14 protein-coding genes are annotated in these 18,317 nt (G+C 74.7%); 11 read left to right on the top strand and 3 right to left on the bottom strand.

From position 1 onward, the window contains the following. Positions 1–496 precede the first annotated feature (496 nt). Positions 497–3,517, bottom strand: a complete 3,021-nt coding sequence (locus OP18_RS53385) for an Hsp70 family protein (RefSeq protein ID WP_052387673.1) — start codon at positions 3,515–3,517, stop codon at positions 497–499. Between the two features lie 102 nt (positions 3,518–3,619). Between OP18_RS53385 and OP18_RS32710 the strand changes: the two genes are divergently transcribed. Beyond that, positions 3,620–4,576 (top strand): quinone oxidoreductase family protein, encoded by a 957-nt coding sequence (locus tag OP18_RS32710; RefSeq protein WP_033362980.1) that lies wholly within the window; start codon positions 3,620–3,622, stop codon positions 4,574–4,576. An 83-nt stretch (positions 4,577–4,659) separates the two neighbouring features. After that, positions 4,660–6,189, top strand: a complete 1,530-nt coding sequence (locus OP18_RS32705) for an MFS transporter (RefSeq protein ID WP_033362979.1) — start codon at positions 4,660–4,662, stop codon at positions 6,187–6,189. Positions 6,190–6,307: 118 nt separating this feature from the next. Here the strand turns inward: OP18_RS32705 and OP18_RS32700 are convergent, their stop codons facing one another. Together OP18_RS32700 and OP18_RS32695 are read right to left on the bottom strand one after the other, a co-directional pair. Then, the gene (locus tag OP18_RS32700) at positions 6,308–7,204 is read right to left on the bottom strand and encodes a serine protein kinase RIO (RefSeq protein WP_033362978.1); all 897 of its coding nucleotides are present in this window, start codon (positions 7,202–7,204) and stop codon (positions 6,308–6,310) included. A gap of 137 nt (positions 7,205–7,341) precedes the next feature. After that, a complete protein-coding gene (locus OP18_RS32695) occupies positions 7,342–7,989 on the bottom strand; it encodes an HAD family hydrolase (RefSeq protein ID WP_033362977.1) in 648 nt (215 codons plus the stop codon). Positions 7,990–8,124: 135 nt separating this feature from the next. Between OP18_RS32695 and OP18_RS32690 the strand changes: the two genes are divergently transcribed. The 9 genes from OP18_RS32690 to OP18_RS32650 all read left to right on the top strand — a co-directional run bounded on the left by OP18_RS32690 (position 8,125) and on the right by OP18_RS32650 (position 17,978). Beyond that, positions 8,125–8,718 carry a TetR/AcrR family transcriptional regulator gene (locus OP18_RS32690; protein WP_033362976.1) on the top strand — a complete coding sequence of 198 codons (594 nt, stop codon included), beginning with the start codon at positions 8,125–8,127 and terminating at the stop codon, positions 8,716–8,718. 101 nt (positions 8,719–8,819) lie between these two features. Next, on the top strand, positions 8,820–9,779 hold the full coding sequence (locus tag OP18_RS32685) for a TIGR04222 domain-containing membrane protein (protein ID WP_033362975.1): 960 nt from the start codon (positions 8,820–8,822) through the stop codon (positions 9,777–9,779). Further along, positions 9,776–10,645 carry an MbnB/TglH/ChrH family RiPP precursor modification enzyme gene (locus tag OP18_RS32680; RefSeq protein WP_052387703.1) on the top strand — a complete coding sequence of 290 codons (870 nt, stop codon included), beginning with the start codon at positions 9,776–9,778 and terminating at the stop codon, positions 10,643–10,645. Before OP18_RS32685 ends, OP18_RS32680 begins: the two co-directional genes overlap by 4 nt. Beyond that, entirely contained in the window at positions 10,642–11,037 is a 396-nt protein-coding gene (locus OP18_RS32675) for an SCO6045 C-terminal-like domain-containing protein (RefSeq protein WP_052387671.1), read from the top strand. Before OP18_RS32680 ends, OP18_RS32675 begins: the two co-directional genes overlap by 4 nt. Positions 11,038–11,046: 9 nt before the next feature. Further along, positions 11,047–11,808, top strand: a complete 762-nt coding sequence (locus OP18_RS32670; protein ID WP_033362974.1) for an SDR family oxidoreductase — start codon at positions 11,047–11,049, stop codon at positions 11,806–11,808. A gap of 112 nt (positions 11,809–11,920) precedes the next feature. Next, a complete protein-coding gene (locus tag OP18_RS32665; protein ID WP_052387670.1) occupies positions 11,921–13,645 on the top strand; it encodes a S8 family serine peptidase in 1,725 nt (574 codons plus the stop codon). Between the two features lie 5 nt (positions 13,646–13,650). Beyond that, complete coding sequence (locus tag OP18_RS32660; protein ID WP_052387669.1) at positions 13,651–14,103, top strand: hypothetical protein; 453 nt, start codon at positions 13,651–13,653, stop codon at positions 14,101–14,103. A 371-nt stretch (positions 14,104–14,474) separates the two neighbouring features. Beyond that, positions 14,475–17,144 (top strand): CHAT domain-containing protein, encoded by a 2,670-nt coding sequence (locus OP18_RS32655; RefSeq protein WP_033362973.1) that lies wholly within the window; start codon positions 14,475–14,477, stop codon positions 17,142–17,144. A 60-nt stretch (positions 17,145–17,204) separates the two neighbouring features. Beyond that, the gene (locus tag OP18_RS32650) at positions 17,205–17,978 is read left to right on the top strand and encodes a caspase family protein (RefSeq protein WP_033362972.1); all 774 of its coding nucleotides are present in this window, start codon (positions 17,205–17,207) and stop codon (positions 17,976–17,978) included. The last annotated feature ends 339 nt before the right edge of the window (positions 17,979–18,317 follow it).

Raw genomic sequence — 18,317 nt, 5'->3', positions numbered from 1 at the left:
CCACCGCGACCACAGGCACGCCACACCCGCCGGCACCACCACACCCCGCCGGCACCGCCACACCCCGCCAAGGCCACCGCTGGACAACCCCGACCGGCACCGCCACACCCGCCGGGGCCACCGCGACCACAGGCACGCCACACCCGCCAGCACCGCCACACCCCGCCGGCACCGCCACACCCCGCCAAGGCCACCGCTGGACCACCCCGACCGGCACCGCCACACCCGCCGGCACCGCCACACCCGCCGGCACCACCGCGCCCGCCGGCTTCGCCACACCCCGCCAAGGCCACCGCGACCACAGGCACGCCACGACCGCCGGCACCACCACGGCCGCCGGGACCGCCACGCCCGCCGGCACCACCGCACCCGCCCGCGCGCCACCGCGTCCGCCACGACCTCGTCCACGGCAGCGCGGCGGTCCGCCGCCCCGACCGGCATCGCGGCAGGCGGTCGGGGCCGCGCACCGCCGGAGACGTGACGGTGCCCGGTCGAGTCAGGCCGGGATGGCGTACCGCTGCACGACGCGGGACTCCGGGTTCAGGGCGACGACCGTGTTGTCCGTCATCGACACCTTCTGCAGGATGTCCTTCTTCGCCACGTCGGCGGCCCCGACGATCTTGTTGTCGGCGACGTTCACCACGACGACCTGCACGGCGGAGGCGGCGTTGCGCCAGGTGATGATGGCGACCCGGCCCGCCGCGCAGGCGGCGACGTCGTGCCCGTCCAGGCCCTGGCCGAGGGTGAACTGGTTGTTGCCGTTGTTCGAGTCGAGGAGCGCCGCGTCGCCGATCCCGCCGAACGGGCCGAACCCGCCGACCAGCTTGCCGCCGACGACCGCCCAGTTGCCTTCCCGGGTGATGCTCGTCGTGCCGTCGGTCGGCGCGTTCTTCGTCCACTTCGCGGTGCCGTTGCTGGTGTCGATGGCGATGACGGCGTCCTTGCCCGACGACAGCTCCGCCTGCACGCAGACGAGCTTCTCCCCGCAGGGGCTCACGTTGTCGAGGGTGGTGCCGGCCGTCGCCCGGTATTGCCACTTCTGTTTCATGTCGGACAGGTTGTAGGCGACCAGTGCGTTGTCGAGGTCGGCGAGTTTGAAGATCGCCAGGTCGTTGTAGACGAGCCAGGAGTCGCCGCCCTTGGAGATCGTGCCGGTCGCCTTCACCTTGCCGGAGTTGAGGTCGATCGTGCTGGCCTTGTCGTCCGCCTGCAGCTGCACCGCCACGGCCGGGTCGGCGGTGAGGGACTGCCGGAACGGCACCACGTCGTTGAACGACGGCTCGCGGGTCGGGGCCCACACGTCGGCGCCCCCGTCGGCACCGGGCCAGCGCTGCGCGGGACGCACACCGCGCTCGGCGTGCATGTAGTGACCGTCCTTGTCGCCGGCGTGCGACCAGCGGACCTTGCCGTCGTTGAGGTCGACCCGCTCGATCGAGGAGGTGTTGAAGCCGCGCACCTCGGCGATCACGTCGGTGCCGATGTAGAGCACGTCGAGGCGGTCGGCCCACGGGCCGTTCCACTTCCTGGTGCCCGTGGCGACGTCGATCACGCCGCGGCTGTTGTCCTTCTCGGGCAGCTTCAGGTCCTCCTCGCCGTCGACGAGCAGGAGGTTGCCGACGACGGTGAGGTGCACCTCCTTCGGCTCCATGGGCAGCTTGACCCGGAACTTCTCGCCGCCGGTGGCCTCATAGCCGACGACCTCCGTCTCGCCGACGGTGACGGTGGCCGTGTAGACCGCGCCGTTGCCGGCGACCGCGGCCACGGCCCCCTCGCTCGCCAGGGTGATCGGCGCGCCGGCCTTCAGGCCCTGGATCTTGGGATCCTTGACCGTGCCGTTGTCGCCGGCGGTGGTGTTGTCGGGGAAGCCGTCCTTCACCGACTCGAACTGGTCGCCGATCCAGCCGAAGATCTTGGTGCCGCCCCAGAGGCAGCCGCCGATCAGGGACAGCACGATGATGAGGGCGATCCACGGGCCCGTGCGGCGCCGCGGGCGGACCACCACCGGCGGAGGCGGCGGCGTGAACGCCGGACCGCCGAACCCCGGCGCGCCCACCCCAGGCGCGCCGATCCCGGCAGGAACGCCCGGCCGGGCGAGACCGGGACCGGGACCGGGCCGGGTCCCCGGCGGCGCGGCGGCGGCGAACGCGGCCGGACCGCCGGGAGCGCCCGGAGGGCCACCCGGGCGCCCGGCGCCCGGCGGCGGGGTCTGGCTGGGGATGAACGCGCCCGGGGCCGTCGCCGGGGAGGCCGGCGCGGACGGCGACTGCGTGGCGAACGTCTGCGACAGACCCGCCGGAGAGCCATACGCGCCCGAGGAGGTCGGCGTGCCGGAAACCGGGATCGGCGCCGAGACGGGGAACGAGGTGAAGCCGCCGGGTGAGACGGGCGTGCCGGAGACCGGCCGGGGCGCCGGCGCCTGGCCGCCGTCGAAGAGCTGCTGCGGTGGGGTGGCCACGGAGAGCATGCCGCCATAGGCGACGGGCAGCTCCGGCTGCTCGGGCACGACCGGGGCGACGCCGAAGCGGGCGTGCAGCCGGCTGGCGACCAGCGGGATGCGCGAGGAGCCGCCGACGAGGAAGATGCCGGCGAGCTGCCGGACGTCGACGCCGGCGCGCTCCAGGACGCGGCGGGTCTCGTCGACGGCGCGGTCGATGAGGGGCCCGGCGACGCGCTCCAGCTCCTCGCGGGTGAGGTGCAGCGCCTCCTCGGTGCCCGGCACGTGGATGGGGGCGGAGGCGGCGCGGGACAGCATCTCCTTCGCGGCGCGCACCTCATTCCACAACGCGCGGCGGTCGCGGTGCGCGGCGGTGCTGTCGGGGTTGGCGAGGCGCTGCCAGATCTCGGGGTTGCGCAGGTTGATCAGCTGGCCGAGGTGGCCGACGAGGGCCGCGTCGATGTCGACGCCGCCGAGGTCGTCGAGGCCGCCGACGCCGAGGACGCGCAGGCCGTCGAACTCGCGGCGCACCACGGACACGTCGAGGGTGCCGCCGCCGAAGTCGAACACGGCGAGGGACTGCAGCGGGGCGACCTGCTGGCCGAGGACGCGCAGGCAGTAGGTGGCGGCGGCGATGGGCTCGTCGACGAGGACGACGGGGCCGAGGTTGGCGGCGCGGGCCGCCTCGAGCAGCACGCCGCGGCGCTGGCCGCCCCAGTCGGCGGGGCAGGTGAGCACGGTGGAGCCGACCGGGTTGACCCCGGCCTGCAGCGACTCGTCAGCGACCCGCTTGAGCAGGGCGGCGAGCATCTCCACGACGGTGACCTCGGTGTCGCCGAGCAGGACGGCGCCCTCGTCGACGCTGCGCTTCGGATAGGGCTCGAACCGCGACGGCGCCAGCTGCGACAGCCGCTCGGCGTCCCGGCCGACGGACAGCCGGCCGCTCTCGTCGGCGTAGATGCCCGACGCCATCACCGGCGATCCGTCGAACAGCAGAGCGCGTGGCGCCTCGTCGCCGCGGCGGACGACCGCGACGGTGTGGCAGGTGCCCAGATCGATCGCGAGACGATGGGTCGGCCCCACGTGCTCACCTCCAAAGACCCCGGGATCGTACGGCAGCGGTACGACATTTCCGATCGTCGGATTGGGGTAGACAGGAAGCCGACACGACGAAGAGGGGTACGAATGCGCGCGGTGGTGTTCGACGGCTACGGCGACGGCTCGGTGTTGCAGGTCCGGGACGTTCCGGTGCCGGATCCGGGGCCGGGTCAGGTGCTGGTGCTCGTCGAGGCGAGCGGTGTGAATTACATGGACGTGTACCAGCGCACCGGCACCTACCAGGTGCCGCTGCCGTTCACGCTGGGCAGCGAGGGCGCCGGCACGGTGCTGCGGCTCGGCGACGGGGTGGAGGGGCTCGCCGCGGGTGACCGGGTGGCCTGGACCGGCGTGCCCGGCAGCCACGCCGAGCAGGCGGTCGTCCCGGCGGACCGGCTGGTGCCGGTGCCGGACGGGATCGCCACCGCGCAGGCGGCCGCGGCGCTGCTGCAGGGGCTCACCGCCCACTACCTGACGCACGACTCCTACCCGGTGCGGGCCGGCGACACCGTGCTGGTGCACGCCGCCGCCGGCGGGGTCGGCCGGCTGCTGACCCGGATCGTCACCCACCTCGGCGGTCGGGTGGTGGCGACCGCCGGCAGCGAGGAGAAGCGGGAGATCGCCCGGGCCGACGGCGCGGTGCGGGCCGTCGCGTACGAGGACGCCCTGGCGGCGGTGCGGGCCGTCAGCGAGGAGGGCGCGGCCGCGGTGTACGACGGCGTGGGCAAGGACACGTTCGACCTGAGCCTGCAGGCGCTGCGGCCGCGCGGCACGCTGGTGCTCTTCGGCGCGGCGAGCGGCAAGGTGCCGCCGTTCGACCCGCTGCGGCTGATGCAGGGCTCCTACTGGCTCACCCGGCCGACGCTCGGGCACTTCATCGCGTCCCGGCACGAGTTGCTGGAGCGGGCGCAGACGCTGTTCGGCTGGATGGCCGACGGGGTGGTGGAGGTCGCGGTCACCGGCCGCTACCCGATCGACGAGGTCCGGGACGCGTACGCGGCGCTGGAGGGCCGGCGCACCACCGGGAAGCTGCTCATTATTCCGTGATCGTGATCTCAGGCGGCGGACCTGGGTGAACCCGGGAAACGTTCCCCGACTAGACCTTTGATGGTTGTAGGAGGGGATGGCGGATGAGTCACGTCGCGACCGAGCGGCACGGCAAGCACGAGCGGCACGCCCAGGAGCCGCTGCACGCCTATCCCCGGCGCTGGTTCGCGCTGGTCATCATCGCGGTGGCGCAGCTGATGGTGGTGCTCGACGCGACGGTGGTCAACGTCGCGCTGCCGCACGCCAAGGCCGACCTCGGCATCAGCGACGCCAACCAGCAGTGGGTCGTGACGGCCTACACGCTGACGTTCGGCGGCCTGCTGCTGCTCGGCGGGCGGGTCGCGGACTACTGGGGGCGCAAGCGCACGTTCGTGGTCGGCATCCTCGGCTTCGCGGTCGCCTCCGGCCTCGGCGGCGGCGCGTGGGACGAGACGTCGCTGTTCCTCGCCCGCGCCCTGCAGGGGGTCTTCGGCGCGCTGCTCGCCCCGGCGTCGCTGGCGCTGCTCAGCGTGCTGTTCGTGGACGCGAAGGAGCGGGCGAAGGCGTTCGGCGTGTACGGCGCGATCGCCGGCGGCGGCGCCGCGCTGGGCCTGGTCCTCGGCGGCGTGCTCACCGACTACGCGCACTGGCGCTGGTGCCTGCTGGTGAACATCCCGGTCGCGCTCGTGGCGGTCGCCCTGGCCGTCCGGGTCGTGCCGGAGAGCAGGGCCCAGGGCAACACGAAATACGACATCCCGGGTGCCGTGCTGGCCACGCTCGGTCTGAGCCTGCTCGTGTACGGCTTCACGAAGGCCGGCGAGACCGACGCGCAGCAGCAGCTCAAGTACGGCTGGACCTCCCCGGTCACGCTCGGCTTCATCGGGGTCGCGCTGCTGCTGCTGGCCCTGTTCGTCATCGTCGAGACGCGCATCCGCAACCCGTTGCTGCCGATGCGGATCGTGCTGCAGCGCACCCGCGGCGGCGCGTATCTCGCCTCGACCCTGATCGGCGCCGGGTTCATCGGCGCGGTGTTCTTCGTCAGCCTGTACTTCCAGATCGTGCTGCACTACACGCCGCTGCAGTCCGGGCTGCGCACCCTGCCGATCAGCGCCGGGGTGCTGATGGCGGCGGGCCTGTCCAGCGCGCTGCTGCCGAAGATCGGCCCGAAGCCGGTCATGGCGACCGGGGCGGCCGTCGCGGCGGCCGGCATGATCCTGCTGACCCGCATCGGCGTAGACACGTCCTACGCCACGCACGTGCTGCCCGCGATGCTGATCCTCGGCTTCGGCCTCGGCTGCACGTTCGTGCCGCTGGGCAACATCGCGCTGGTCGGCGTCGACGAGCACGACGCCGGCGCGGCCAGCGCCGTGGTCAACGCCAGCCAGCAAGTCGGCGGGTCGCTCGGCACGGCACTGCTGAACACTGTCGCGATCACCGCGGCGACCTCGTACTTCACGGACCACCAGGCACGGGCGGCCGACCCGCGCCTGCGGCTGGAGTCGATGGTCGACGGCTACGTGACGGCCTTCTGGTGGGGCTCGGTCCTGCTGGCCGTGGCCGCGGTCGTCGTCATCCTGCTGGTCAGGGCCGGCAAGGACGACGTGCCCGCCGAAGGCGCCGTCCACCTGGGCTGAGCCCACCACAGCTGAGCGGGGCCAAGCCCCGCGAAGACGGAAGCGGCGGAAACGACCCTCCCCGCCGCTTTCACCCGCGGCCCGCCCGGCCACGACACCGGGCGGGCCGCGCACATCGTCAGACCCGCATGCCCGCGTCGTGCAGCAGCTCGACGATCAGCGGCTCCGGGTCCACGGGGAAGCCCTTGCCGGTGAACCACTTCGCCATGTTCGCCACGTCACGGGCCAGGAAGTCGGCCCCCTTCGGGTTGATCACCACGTCGACGATCTGCGGCAGGTCGATGATGACGAGCCGCCCCTCGTGCACGAGCGTGTTGTACGGCGACAGGTCACCGTGCGCCACGCCGGCGCGGGCGAGGACCCGCAGGCCGTCGACGAGCTGCCACCACAGGTCGGCGAGCTGGTCGGCGTCCGGCCTGGTCTGCGCCAGTCGCGGCGCCGCCGTGCCGTCGTCGTCGCCGATGAACTCCAGCATGAGCTCCGTGCCGAGCAGCTGCACCGGGTACGGCACCCGCACGCCCAGCTCCCACAGCTGGGCGAGCGCGGCGAACTCCGCCTGGGCCCACTGCCCCGCGATGGCCTCCCGGCCGAACGCGGTGCGCCCCGCCATCGCCCGGGTGACCCGGGACTCGCGGACCCGGCGGCCCTCGAGGTAGCCGGAGTCGCGGTGGAACAGGCGGTGCTCGGCCGCCCGGTAGCGCTTCGCGGCGAGCAGCACCCGCCGGTCGGTGTCGGGGACGCCGCGCTCCACCAGGTGGACGTCGGCTTCCTTACCGGTCTTGAGCACGCCCCGGTCGGTGTCCTTGGCGGCGTGCTCGGTGATCACCCAGTCGGGGATCGGGGCGGGTCCGTGCTGCACGCCGGGCGCGCTCCACGAGGACCAGCCGGTCTCCTCCTCCACGATGTCCCAGACGGGATCGGTGGACGGTGAGGAGCGCTTTACGAAGATCGGGTCGTCGTCGTCGAACTTGCGACGGCGGCGGGTGGACGCACCAAAAGAGTCGTTGTCGCGCAACGCGAGGTCTCCAGAGTTGAGATGGAAGCGGAAGTCGGCATGCGGAATCGCGCCGTGACGGCAGCCATGCGAACCAGCCCCCTCTCAACTCGAAGTTGGATGCACTTTGACGCACCCCTCGCCGACGCGCAAGCGATTTACCGCGCCGCCATGACCTCGGCGATCGCGGCGATCACCCCGTCGGCGGTCCGGGTCGGCGCGTAGCGGGGCTCCACCCAGCGGCGCCCCCGGTGCAGCCAGACGCTGCGCATCCCGACACCCGCCGCGCCGCCGATGTCGGCCTCGGGGCTGTCACCGATCAGCCAGGCCCCGCCCAGGCGCATCCGCGCCCGCTCCGCCGCGATGGCGAAGATCCGCGGGTTGGGCTTGCGCACCCCGACGTCCTCGGAGATCACCCAGTCCGCGAGGTACCGGTCGAGCCCGGTCTTGCGCAGCTTCTCCTCCTGCTGGCGGGTCTCGCCGTTGGTGACCACGACCGGCACCCAGCCGGCGTCCTCCGCGATCGCGAGCGCGCACGCGGTCAGCGGGTCCAGCCGCACCCGGCTCATCAGCTCGGCGCGGATCTCCTCGACCAGGTCGATCGCGGCCGCGCGCAGCCCGTAGCGCTCCTTGACGCTCTCCGCGACGTCCCAGGTGGAGCCCATGCCGTCGGCGTCGACCGACAGCAGCCAGTCCAGGTCGTACTCGGGCGCGCCGACCCGGTCCAGGAAGTCGCTCGCCCATGCGCGGAACGCCCCGGCCCTGTCCAGCAGGGTGTCGTCCAGGGAGAGCAACAACAGGGGCACGCGGGCAGGTTACGTGACGAGAATGACAACTAACAGATGCAGGTTTCCGTAGTTTCGGGCCGCCGCGCCGTGTCGACCCGGTCAGGGCGGACCGCAACGTGCCAAACCGTATGTACGGCTTGCATAATCAGTGGCGTGCCCAGGGTGAGCCAGGACCAGCTCGACGCACGCCGGAAGGAGATCCTCACCGGCGCGCGGACCTGTTTCGCCCGGCACGGCTATGAGGGTGCCACGGTCCGCCGCCTGGAAGAAGAGATCGGCCTGTCCCGCGGTGCGATCTTCCACCACTTCCGCGACAAGGACTCGCTCTTCCTCGCCGTGGCCGAGGACGACGCGGCGACCATGGTCGCCACGGTCGCCCAGCACGGCCTGGTGCAGGTCATGCGGGACCTGCTGGAGCGCGCCGCCACCGACGGCGGCACCGGGCAGGGCGCCGACGTGGCCGGGTGGCTCGGCAGCCAGCTGGAGGTGTCGCGGCGGCTGCGCACCGACCCCGAGTTCGCCAAGCGCTGGGCGGCCCGGTCCGAGGCGGTCGCCGCGGCGACCCGGGACCGGCTGCAGCGCCAGCGGGAGGCGGGGGTGCTGCGCGCCGACGTGCCGATCGGCATCCTCGCGCAGTTCCTGGAGCTGGCGTATGACGGCCTGGTGCTGCACCTGGCCACCGGGCGCCCCGTCCAGGACCTCGAAGCCGTCCTCAACCTGGTCGAGGCCGCGGTCCGCAGGTCGTGAGCGGCCGCGCCGGCACGCATCGATGAGCCGCGTCACAAGGTTTCCTCAAGTGTCCTGACGGTGACAGGCGTTCCCCGACGGCCGCGCCCACACTGGGCCGCATGAGGACATCGATCGTGGCGGGGCCCGGGGACACCTGGGGCATCGCCGGCCCGGACTTCCTGTGGCTGTACGCCGGGCTCGCCGCACTCGCGATCATCACCGCGCTCATCTGGCGGCGCGGTTACCTGCGTGGTCCCTCCCTGCGCAGGGCCCGGGACCTGACCCCAACCCAGGCCGCGCTGCTCAACGGCGACCGGCGGCTGGCCGTCTACAGCTCGCTGGCCGCGCTGCGCGCCGCCGGCGCCGTCGGCACCGACACCCGCGGCACGCTGCGGCAGACCGGGCCCGTCCCGACCGGCGCCGGCGAGCTCGACCGGGCCGTCCACGCCGCCGCCCGCCGCGGCGTCACCTCCCGCACCGTGCAGACCGACACCACCGTGGCGGGCGTGCTGCGGCGCACCGAGGAGCAGCTCACCCTCGCCGGCTGGTTGCTGGACGAGGACCGCCGCCGCGGCGTGTGGATGGCGTCGTTGATCGTCTTCGCCGTCGCCGCCCTCGGCATCACCCGCATCCTCGCCGGCATCGGCAACGACCGCCCGGTCGGCTTCCTGGTGCTGCTGGTCATCCCGGTGGTGATCATCGGGTTGCTGCTCTCGCGGGTACCGCGGACGACCACCAACGGCCGGCGCCTGCTGCACCGCATGCGGACCCAGGCGGCACACCTCGCGCCGCGCCAGGCGCCGTCCTGGTCGACCTACGGCCCCGAGGCGGCGGCGCTCAGCGTCGGGCTCTTCGGCGCCGGCGCGTTCTTCCTCGCCGACCCCGAGTTCGCCGAGGCCGCCGAGCTGCAGCGGCACGTCGCGATGAGCAGCGGCAGCATGGGCGGCGGCAGCGGCAGCGACGGTGGCGGCTGGAGCGGCTCCGACTCGGGCTCGTCCAGCAGCTGCTCGTCGGGCTCCAGCTCGTGCGGCGGCGGAGGCGGCGGCTGCGGTGGCGGCGGAGGCGGGTGCGGCGGATGACCGGGCCGGCGGTCACGGGGGCGGCGAGCACGGGGCCGGCGGCCACCGGGTCGACGGTCGGCATCGGCTGGCGGCCGGAGATCGCCGGATACGTCGCCGCCCTGCCGGGGCTGCGCTTCACCGAGGTCGTCGCCGAGTCGATCCACCTGGCGCACCCGCCGGGGCTGCTCATGGACCTCGTCGAGCGCGGCGTGCGGGTCGTGCCGCACGGCGTGCGGCTGTCCCTCGGCGGCGCCGAGCCCGTCGACGACGCCCGCGCCGCGCACCTGGCCCGCTGCGCCGAGCTGCTGCGCGCGCCGCTGGTCAGCGAGCACATCGCGTTCGTGCGGGCCGGCGGCGTCGAGGCGGGACACCTGCTGCCGGTGCCCCGCACCCGGGAGGCGGTCGACGCCGTCGTCGCCAACGTCCGCCGGACCCAGGCCGCGCTCGGCGGCGTCACCCTCGCCCTCGAACCGATCGCGGCCCTGTTCGACTGGCCCGGGCCGGAGCTCACCGAGGCGCAGTTCCTCACCGAGATCCTCGACCGGACCGGCTGCGCGCTGCTGCTGGACGTCGCCAACGTGTACGCCAACGCGCGCAACCGCGGCGAGGACCCCACCGGCCTGCTCGACGCGCTGCCGCTGGAGCGCATCGCCTACGTGCACGTCGCCGGCGGCGCCGAACACGACGGCTTCTACCACGACACCCACACCGACACGACCCCGCCGGAGGTCCTCGACCTGGTCAAGGAGCTGTGCGCGCGGACCGTCCCGCCGGCGCTCATGCTGGAGCGCGACGGCCACTACCCGCCCGCCGCCGAGCTGACCCGCGAGCTCGACGCCCTCAGCGCCGCCGCCGGCCTGCCCCGGATCACGGTGCCGGCATGACGCTGGCGGACGAGCAGCGGGCGCTGATCGACGCGCTCGTCGGCGGCGGTGCGATCCCCGAGGGGTTCGCCGCGGCGGGTGTACGGGCCACCCGCATCGCCCTGCGCCGCAAACGCGCCGGTGAGGTGGCCCGGGCCTGGCCGTTCCTGGCCGCGGCGTACGGGGACCGGTGGACCGCCACGTTCGCCGCCTGGGCCGACGGCCGCCCGCCGCAGGGGTCGCTGCGCGACGGCTGGGACTTCGCCCGCAGCGTGCGGGACACCCTGCCGCCGCTGGCCCGCGACGAGCTCGCCGAGCGGGAGGCCGCGTTCGCCTACGACGGCGCCGCCGCCCCGGTCCCCCGCGGCCGGGTCGCCGCCTGGCTGCGCCGGCGAGCCGGCGGCCGCCACTAGGATCCCGGCATGGATCTCGGGCTGCGTGACCGTGTCTACGTCCTGACCGGCGCGTCCCGCGGCCTCGGGTACGCCACCGCCGAGGCCCTCGTCCGCGACGGCGCCAGGGTGGTCGTCTCCGGCCGTACGGCCGAAACCGTGGCGGCCGCCGTCGCCGCGCTCGGCGAGGAGCACGCCGCGGGCGTCACCGGCGACCTCGGCGACCCGGACACCGGCGCCCGGCTGGTCACGGCGGCCCGGGAGCGGTTCGGCCGGCTCGACGGCGCGCTCATCTCCGTCGGCGGGCCACCGCGCGGCACCGCGACCGGCACGAGCGAGGAGGACTGGCTCGCCGCGTTCCGGACCGTCTTCCTCGGCACCGTCCGGCTCGCCCGGCTCGTCGCCGGGTCCATCGGCGGCGTCGCCGAGGGCGAGGACGCCGCCATCGGGCTGGTCCTGTCGACGTCGGTCCGGGTGCCCCTGGGCGGCCTCGCCATCTCCAACGGGCTGCGGCCGGGGCTGGCCGGGTTCGCCAAGGACCTCGCCACCGAGCTCGGGCCGCGCGGCATCCGGGTCGTGTCGCTGCTGCCCGGCCGGATCCTCACCGACCGCAACCGGGAGCTGCTGCCCACCCCGGCCGACCGGTCCGCGGCCGCGGCCGCGATCCCGCTGCGCCGCCTCGGCGACCCGGGCGAGTTCGGGCGGGTCGCCGCGTTCCTGCTCTCGCCCGCCGCCGGCTACGTCACCGGCGTCGCCGTGCCTGTCGACGGCGGGGTCATCAGCGCGTTCTGAAATTCATGTATCAGCCGCCGTCCGGATGCCCTCTAGTGAGGTGAGACGGTGCTGTCATCAGTCGGCGGCGCCCGCGGGGACGGAGAGCCACATGCAGTTACGCTGCCGGCGGATGACGGGGGACGCGCAGGCCGACCTCGGCGAGGACAACGACACCACACCGTCGACGCCGTGGCTGCCCACGGCGGCGGTGCTGCGCCGGCACGGCGCCCGGGTGCTGGAGCCGGGGGACGGCGCGTCCGCCCCGACGGTCTACCGCGCCGGCGTCCTGCTGTCGACCGACCCGGCGGCGCCGCAGCCCGACGCCCTCGAGCACTGCAACCGGACCCTCGCGGCGACCGGCATGCGCCTCGCCCCGTCGATGCACGACCACGAAGGCAACGGCCACGAAGGCAACGGCCACGCGGGCGAGCCGGGGCCGGACGGGCCCGACGGGCCGGTCAGGGAGCGGGCGGTCCGGCGGCGGGTGCGGGCCGTGCAGCTCGTCGCGGCGCACGGCGCCGATCCCGAGTCCGTCGACGCGTGGGCCGCACTGAAGGCGCTGCGGGCCGAGGGCCACGGCGCCCACCTGTCCCTGGACCACCTGCTCTTCGGTGCGTCCATCGCCGGGGTACCGATGACCGAGGGCTCTCCCATGACCGAGGGCTCGCCGATGACGGAAGGCTCTCCGATGACGGAGGGCTCGCCGATGACCGAGGGCTCCCCCATGACGGAGGGGTCCCCGATGACCGAGGGCTCCCCGATGACGGAGGGCAGCGCCTGGCGCTTCGCCGGGGACGCCGGCCGCCGCCCGGTCGACCTGATCGTGCCGCCGCCCCGCCGGCGCACCGCCGCCGAGCTCGGCGACCGGCGGCCCGTCGTGGCGGTCCTCGACACGGGCATCGCCCCGCACGAGTGGCTCGACGTGCCCGCACCCGGCGCGCCGCTGCCCGAGGACGGGTTCACCGCCGTCGACGCCGAGCTGCAGGCCTCGATCCTCGCCGGGCAGGAGCGGCTCATCGCCGCCGGGCACCAGCTGCAGCGCATCCGCGACGCGTGGGAGCGGCAGATCAGGACCGGCTCCGTCGCCGGCGAGCTCGGCAGCCACACCGGCCACGGCACGTTCATCGGCGGGCTCGTCCGGCAGGTCGCCCCCGACGCGACCGTCCTGCAGATCCGGGTCATGCACAGCGACGGCGTCGTCTACGAGAGCGACCTGCTCATCGCCCTGGACAAGCTCGCCGACGACGTCGAGGCGGCCCAGGCCGGCACCGGCGGGCGCATGGTCGACGTCGTCTGCCTGTCGCTCGGCTACTACCTGGAGAACGCGGCGGACGGCTCGTACACCATCCGGCTGCAGGAGCACGTGGACCGGCTGCTGGCCGCGGGGGTCGTCGTGGTCGCCGCCGCCGGCAACCACGCCACGTCGCGCGAGTTCTACCCCGCGGCGCTGCGGTGCGACGGGGAGCTGCCCGTGATGAGCGTCGGGGCGTTCCAGCCCAACGACGCGAAGGCCATGTTCAGCAACGACGGCCCCTGGGTCCGGTACTGGGCACCCGGATCGGCGCTGGTCAGCACGTACCCGAAGATCCAGGGCAGCCGCGGCGCCGCCTACACCACCCCGGCCGGCAACGCCGGCGGCCGCCCCGCCCGCCGCGAGACCCTCGACGCCGACGACTACACCCGCGGCTTCGCCTCGTGGAGCGGCAGCTCGTTCGCCGCCGGGCTCGGCGCCGCCGAGGTCGCCGCGCTGCTGCTGGCCAACGCGGCCGAGGACCCGCAGCTGCGCCTCGACCAGCTCGACCAGAAGTCCACCGTGCAACGGGCGCTCCGGGCCCTCGACGGGTTCCCGGGGTAGGACCGATGGACGACGACACGCTCCTCGCCGACCTGCGCCGCATCGCCGGCCGGCTCGACCCGGTCCCCGCCGACCTGCTGTTCTCCCTCAGCGTCACCGGCTTCGACATCGAGGTCTGCCGGCTCGTCCCGCAGCCCCCCGCCGCCGCACTGGCGGGGGTCCGCGGCGACGAGGCGACGACCCGCGCCACGTTCGAGTCCGCCAGCCTCACGATCATGGTCGAGTGGACCCCGGCCGCGAAGGGCACCGTCCGCCTCGACGGCTGGCTCGCGCCCCCGTCGCCGTGCCGCATCGAGCTGCGGACCGTCGACGGCCCGCAGACCATGGACACCGACGAGGGCGGCCGCTTCGCCGCGCAACGGGTGACCCGCGGCGAGGTGCAGATCCGGGTCCACCCGACGACCGACCAAGAGGCCGATGGTGCCCCGACGGTGGTGACGCCATCGTTCGTGGTGTAGCCGAGGAGCCGCCCACCCGGACAGACCCGCGCGCGCCCGCGCGGGCCGTCGGCGTGCCCGCGCCCGGGACGGTGACCGCCACGCCGGTCCCGATGCCGTCCAGCGGCCCCGGCGCGAGCGGCACCAGGTCCAGTGGCGGTACGTGCGCGCCCCCTGCCACCGCTGCGGGCCCGGCTGCCGGCCGCCGCCGCACCACGACACCCGCCGGACGACAGGGCCGCGACACGCCGGCCGGTGCGCTCACCCCACCGCCGGGACCGGGCGCCCTTGCCGCGCGGCCGGCCGGCGACGCTCCTGGTCCCCGGCCTGACGCCGGCGCGCCGCCGCCGGCGGACGGTGATCCGCGGGCCGCGGCGGCGGAGCCGCGGGAGGTGGTCCGGGCGGCGCGGCTGCACCGGTCGGCGGTGCGCGCCGGTGCCGCGGGGCAGCCCGCGACGGCCGCGCGGCGGGCCACGGAGGCGCTGCGGCTGCTCGGCTGGCCCGGCGGCGAACCGTCCAGCCCCGGCCTCGCCGCGCGGCTCCTGCTGACGCTCGCCCACGCCGAGGCCGAGCAGGGCCGCACCGACCTCGGCCTGGAGCTGCTCGACCGGGCCGAGACCCTCGCCGACCTCACCGACGTCGGCACCGTCCTGCAGCAGCGCGGCCTGCTCCTGCTGCGCGTCGGTGAGATCGACGCCGCGTTGAAGCTGCTCGACGCGGCCGTGCCCGTCCTGCAGGAGCACGGCGAGCCGACGATCCTCGCGCGCACCCTGCTCAACCGCGGCGTCGTGCACCTCACCGCCGGCCGGGTCCGGCTCGCCCGCGCCGACCTGCGCCTGTGCCGCGACCTCGCGGTCGCCCACGGGCTGGACCTGCTCGCCGCCAAGGTCGAGCACAACCTCGGCTACTGCGACCTCGCCGGCGGCGACGTGCCCGCGGCGCTGCAGACCTTCGACACCGCCGCCGACTCGCTGCGCCGGATGCGCGCCGACGGGTTCCTCGCCATCTCCATGCTCGACCGGGCCCGCGCCCTCCTCGGCGCCGGCCTCGACACCGCCGCCGCCGACGACCTCGACCACGCCATCGAACTGCTCAAACGCCACCGCCTCAGCCAGGACCTGGGCGAGGCCGAGCTCGCCCGCGCCCAGGCCGCTCTCGGCAGCGGCGACCTGGCGGCCGCAGCCCTGTGGAGCGCCCGCGCCAGGGCCCGCTTCACCCGCCGCCGCAACCGCGCCTGGGCCGCCCTCGCCGCCGCCCTCCAGGTCCGCGTCGACCTCGCCGCCGCCACCCGGCCGGCTCCTGGCACCGACGCCCCGCGCACCACCATCCCGCCCGCGGCCCGCACTCACCCCACGTCCACCGCCGCGCTGTCCTCACCCGGCGCGCAGTCCACCGGCACCGCGAATTTCGCCGGGCAGGCCACGCCCGCCGTGACCACCGTCCCGGCCGCGCGGCGCAAGCTGCTCGCCGTCGCCAGGCGGGCGACCCGCCTCGCCGCGACCCTGCGGAGCCTCGGGCTGCGCCACGACGCCGGCAGCGCCGAGCTGCTCGCCCTGCGCGCCCGGATCGCCGCCGGTGACGCGCCCGCCGCGGAGCACCGGACGGCGGCGCGGCGGGTGTTGCCGGGTGACGTACCCCTCGACACGCACCTCCTGCGCCGCCTCACCCGGGCCGAGCTGCACCGTGCCGACGGCCGGCCGCGCGCCGCCCTGCAGGAGCTGCGCAAGGGCCTGGCGACCCTGCAGGAGCACCGGCGCCGGTTCGGCAGCCTGGAGCTGCAGAGCAGCGTCGCCGCGCTCGGGGCCGACCTCGGCGCGTACGGGCTGGACATCTCCTGGCAGCTCGGCCCGCCGAACCTGGTGTTCAACTGGTCGGAACGGTCCCGGGCCCAGTCGTTCCGCATCCGATCGGTCCTGCCGCCGCAGGACCCGCAGGTCGCCGAGGCCCTCGCGGAGCTGCGCCAGCTGCGCCGGGCGGTGCGCCTCGCCGAGCTGGAAGGGCGGGCCGAGCCGCTGCTCCGGGCCCGCTGCGCCGAGCTCGAGCAGGGGATCCGCCGGCAGGGCTGGTGGGCCGGGCACACCGAGGAGGGGCACGGCGCCGCCACCGACGCGGAGGTCCTCGCCGAGCTCGCCCGCGCCGGCCGGTGCATGGTCAGCTACCTCGTGCGCCGCGACCGGCTGCACGCCCTCGTCCTGGCCGGCGGTTCGATCACGTCCGTCGAGCTCGGCGCGTACCTGCCGGTGGCCGAGTCGGTCCGCCGCCTGCTCAGCGACCTCGACGCCGCGGCCGACCGGCGCCTGCCGGCCAGACTCGCCGCGGTCGTGCGGGCCAGCGCCGACCGGCAGGCCGCCACCCTCGACCAGGCGTTGATCGCGCCCGTACTGGCCGCGCTCGGCGGTCACGACGTGGTCCTCGTGCCGACCAGGCAGCTCGCCGTCCTGCCCTGGGGCCTGCTGCCCAGCCTGCGGGGCCGCCCGGTGTCGGTGGCGCCGTCGGCGTCGGTGTGGCTCGCCGCCCGTACCGTGGACAACGCCGGCGCGAAGGGGGCACCGCTGCTGGTCGCCGGCCCCGACCTCGTGCACGCCGACGCCGAGATCGACGCCATCGCGGCGCTCTACCCGCACGGCCGGGTCCTGCGCGGCGCCGCCGCCACCGCGACCGGCGTCCTGGCCAGCATGGACGCCGCGCAGGTGGTCCACGTCGCCGCGCACGGCCACCACGACACGCAGAACGTCCTGTTCTCCCGCCTGGAGCTCGGCGACGGGCCACTGCTCGCGTACGAGCTGCAGCGCCTCGGCACGGCGCCCGCCCAGGTCGTGCTGTCGGCCTGCGACGTCGGCCGCGCGGTGGTGCGGGCCGGCGACGAGCTGGTCGGGTTCACCGCCGCGCTGCTGCACGCCGGCACCGCCAACGTCGTGGCCAGCGTCGCCAGGATCCCCGACGAGCTGGGCCCGGCGGTCATGGCGCACTACCACCGCGCCGTCGCCGCCGGCGTCTCCCCCGCCCGCGCCCTGGCCGACCTGCCGGAGGCGACCCCGTTCGTCTGCTTCGGCGCCGGCTGAACCTTCCGGCCCCTCCGTGACGCCTTCAACTACAGAAGGTTCACACCACGGGGGTACACGATGAAACTCGCACTCTGCATCGGCATCAACGACTACCCGGGCGTCTCCAACGACCTGTACGGCTGCCGCAACGACGCCGCGGACTGGACCGGCGTCCTGGCCGCCCGCGGCTTCGCCGTGCGCACCCTGCTCGACAGCGCCGCCTCGGGCGCCGCGATCCGCACCGGCGTGGCCGACCTGCTCACCCAGGCCACCCCCGGCGACGCGGTCGTCGTCACGTACTCCGGCCACGGCACCTGGGTACCGGACCTCGACGGCGACGAGCCCGACGGCCGCGACGAGGCCATCTGCCCGCACGACATCGCCGCCAACGGCCCGCTGCTGGACGACGAGCTGTCCACCCTGTTCGCCACGGCCGCGCCCGGCGTACGGACGGTGCTCATCTCCGACTCCTGCCACTCGGGCACGCTCACCCGGTTGAGCCGTCCACTGGGCGACGGCCGCGGCTCCAGCCGGTTCCTGCCACCGTCCACGTTCCTGACCGGCCCGGCGCTCACGGCCGGCCGCGGCCCCGTGCGGGCCCGCCCCCGCTCCGCCGCGCTGCTGCTGTCGGCCTGCCGCGACAGCGAGTACTCCTACGACGCCACGTTCGCGGGCCGCCCGAACGGCGCGTTCACGTACGTGGCCCTGACCGCTCTCGCCGCCCTGCCGGCGGGTGCGACGTACCGGGACTGGCTGCGCGCGATCAGGGCGCAGCTGCCGAGCCAGAACTACCCACAGACGCCCGCGCTGCTGGCCAGCACCGCGCAGCTCGCCTGGCCGCTGCTCGCATGACCGCGCCCGTTGGCCTTTTCCACCCGATCTGACGCATTCCGAAACCGCCGCTTGTTTGCGCCACCGGCCACTGTACGCATTGACGAAAGTCGACCTCGTGCCAGGCGACGTCGAGCTTTGTCGATCAAATGGACTTCCCGGGTTTGCGGCGGAGGAGTGGCCCTGATCACGATTTCCGCTTTGCTCTTGCCAAGCCGGCTCCGGACAGTTCCAGCGACGACCCGGCGGATCACTGACCCCATGGAGCCTGTTGCGTTTTCGGTGGTGGGGTTGGGTTGCTGAATGAGGGGGCGGCGCGAAGCGCCGTCCCCTCATTCAGGTGCTGGTGGTGAGGGTGTG

Origin of the sequence: Dactylosporangium aurantiacum (assembly GCF_000716715.1) — a bacterium.
Taxonomy (GTDB): Bacteria; Actinomycetota; Actinomycetes; order Mycobacteriales; family Micromonosporaceae; genus Dactylosporangium; species Dactylosporangium aurantiacum.
The sequence above is the reverse complement of the archived record's forward strand: the minus strand, read 5'-3'. Positions and strand labels throughout refer to the sequence as shown.

Coding starts and splice junctions, on each gene's coding strand:
- OP18_RS32710 (WP_033362980.1), top strand. CDS start 3,620: ATGCGCGCGGTGGTGTTCGACGGCTACGGCGACGGCTCGGTGTTGCAG.
- OP18_RS32705 (WP_033362979.1), top strand. CDS start 4,660: ATGAGTCACGTCGCGACCGAGCGGCACGGCAAGCACGAGCGGCACGCC.
- OP18_RS32685 (WP_033362975.1), top strand. CDS start 8,820: ATGAGGACATCGATCGTGGCGGGGCCCGGGGACACCTGGGGCATCGCC.
- OP18_RS32680 (WP_052387703.1), top strand. CDS start 9,776: ATGACCGGGCCGGCGGTCACGGGGGCGGCGAGCACGGGGCCGGCGGCC.
- OP18_RS32675 (WP_052387671.1), top strand. CDS start 10,642: ATGACGCTGGCGGACGAGCAGCGGGCGCTGATCGACGCGCTCGTCGGC.
- OP18_RS32670 (WP_033362974.1), top strand. CDS start 11,047: ATGGATCTCGGGCTGCGTGACCGTGTCTACGTCCTGACCGGCGCGTCC.
- OP18_RS32665 (WP_052387670.1), top strand. CDS start 11,921: ATGACGGGGGACGCGCAGGCCGACCTCGGCGAGGACAACGACACCACA.
- OP18_RS32660 (WP_052387669.1), top strand. CDS start 13,651: ATGGACGACGACACGCTCCTCGCCGACCTGCGCCGCATCGCCGGCCGG.
- OP18_RS32650 (WP_033362972.1), top strand. CDS start 17,205: ATGAAACTCGCACTCTGCATCGGCATCAACGACTACCCGGGCGTCTCC.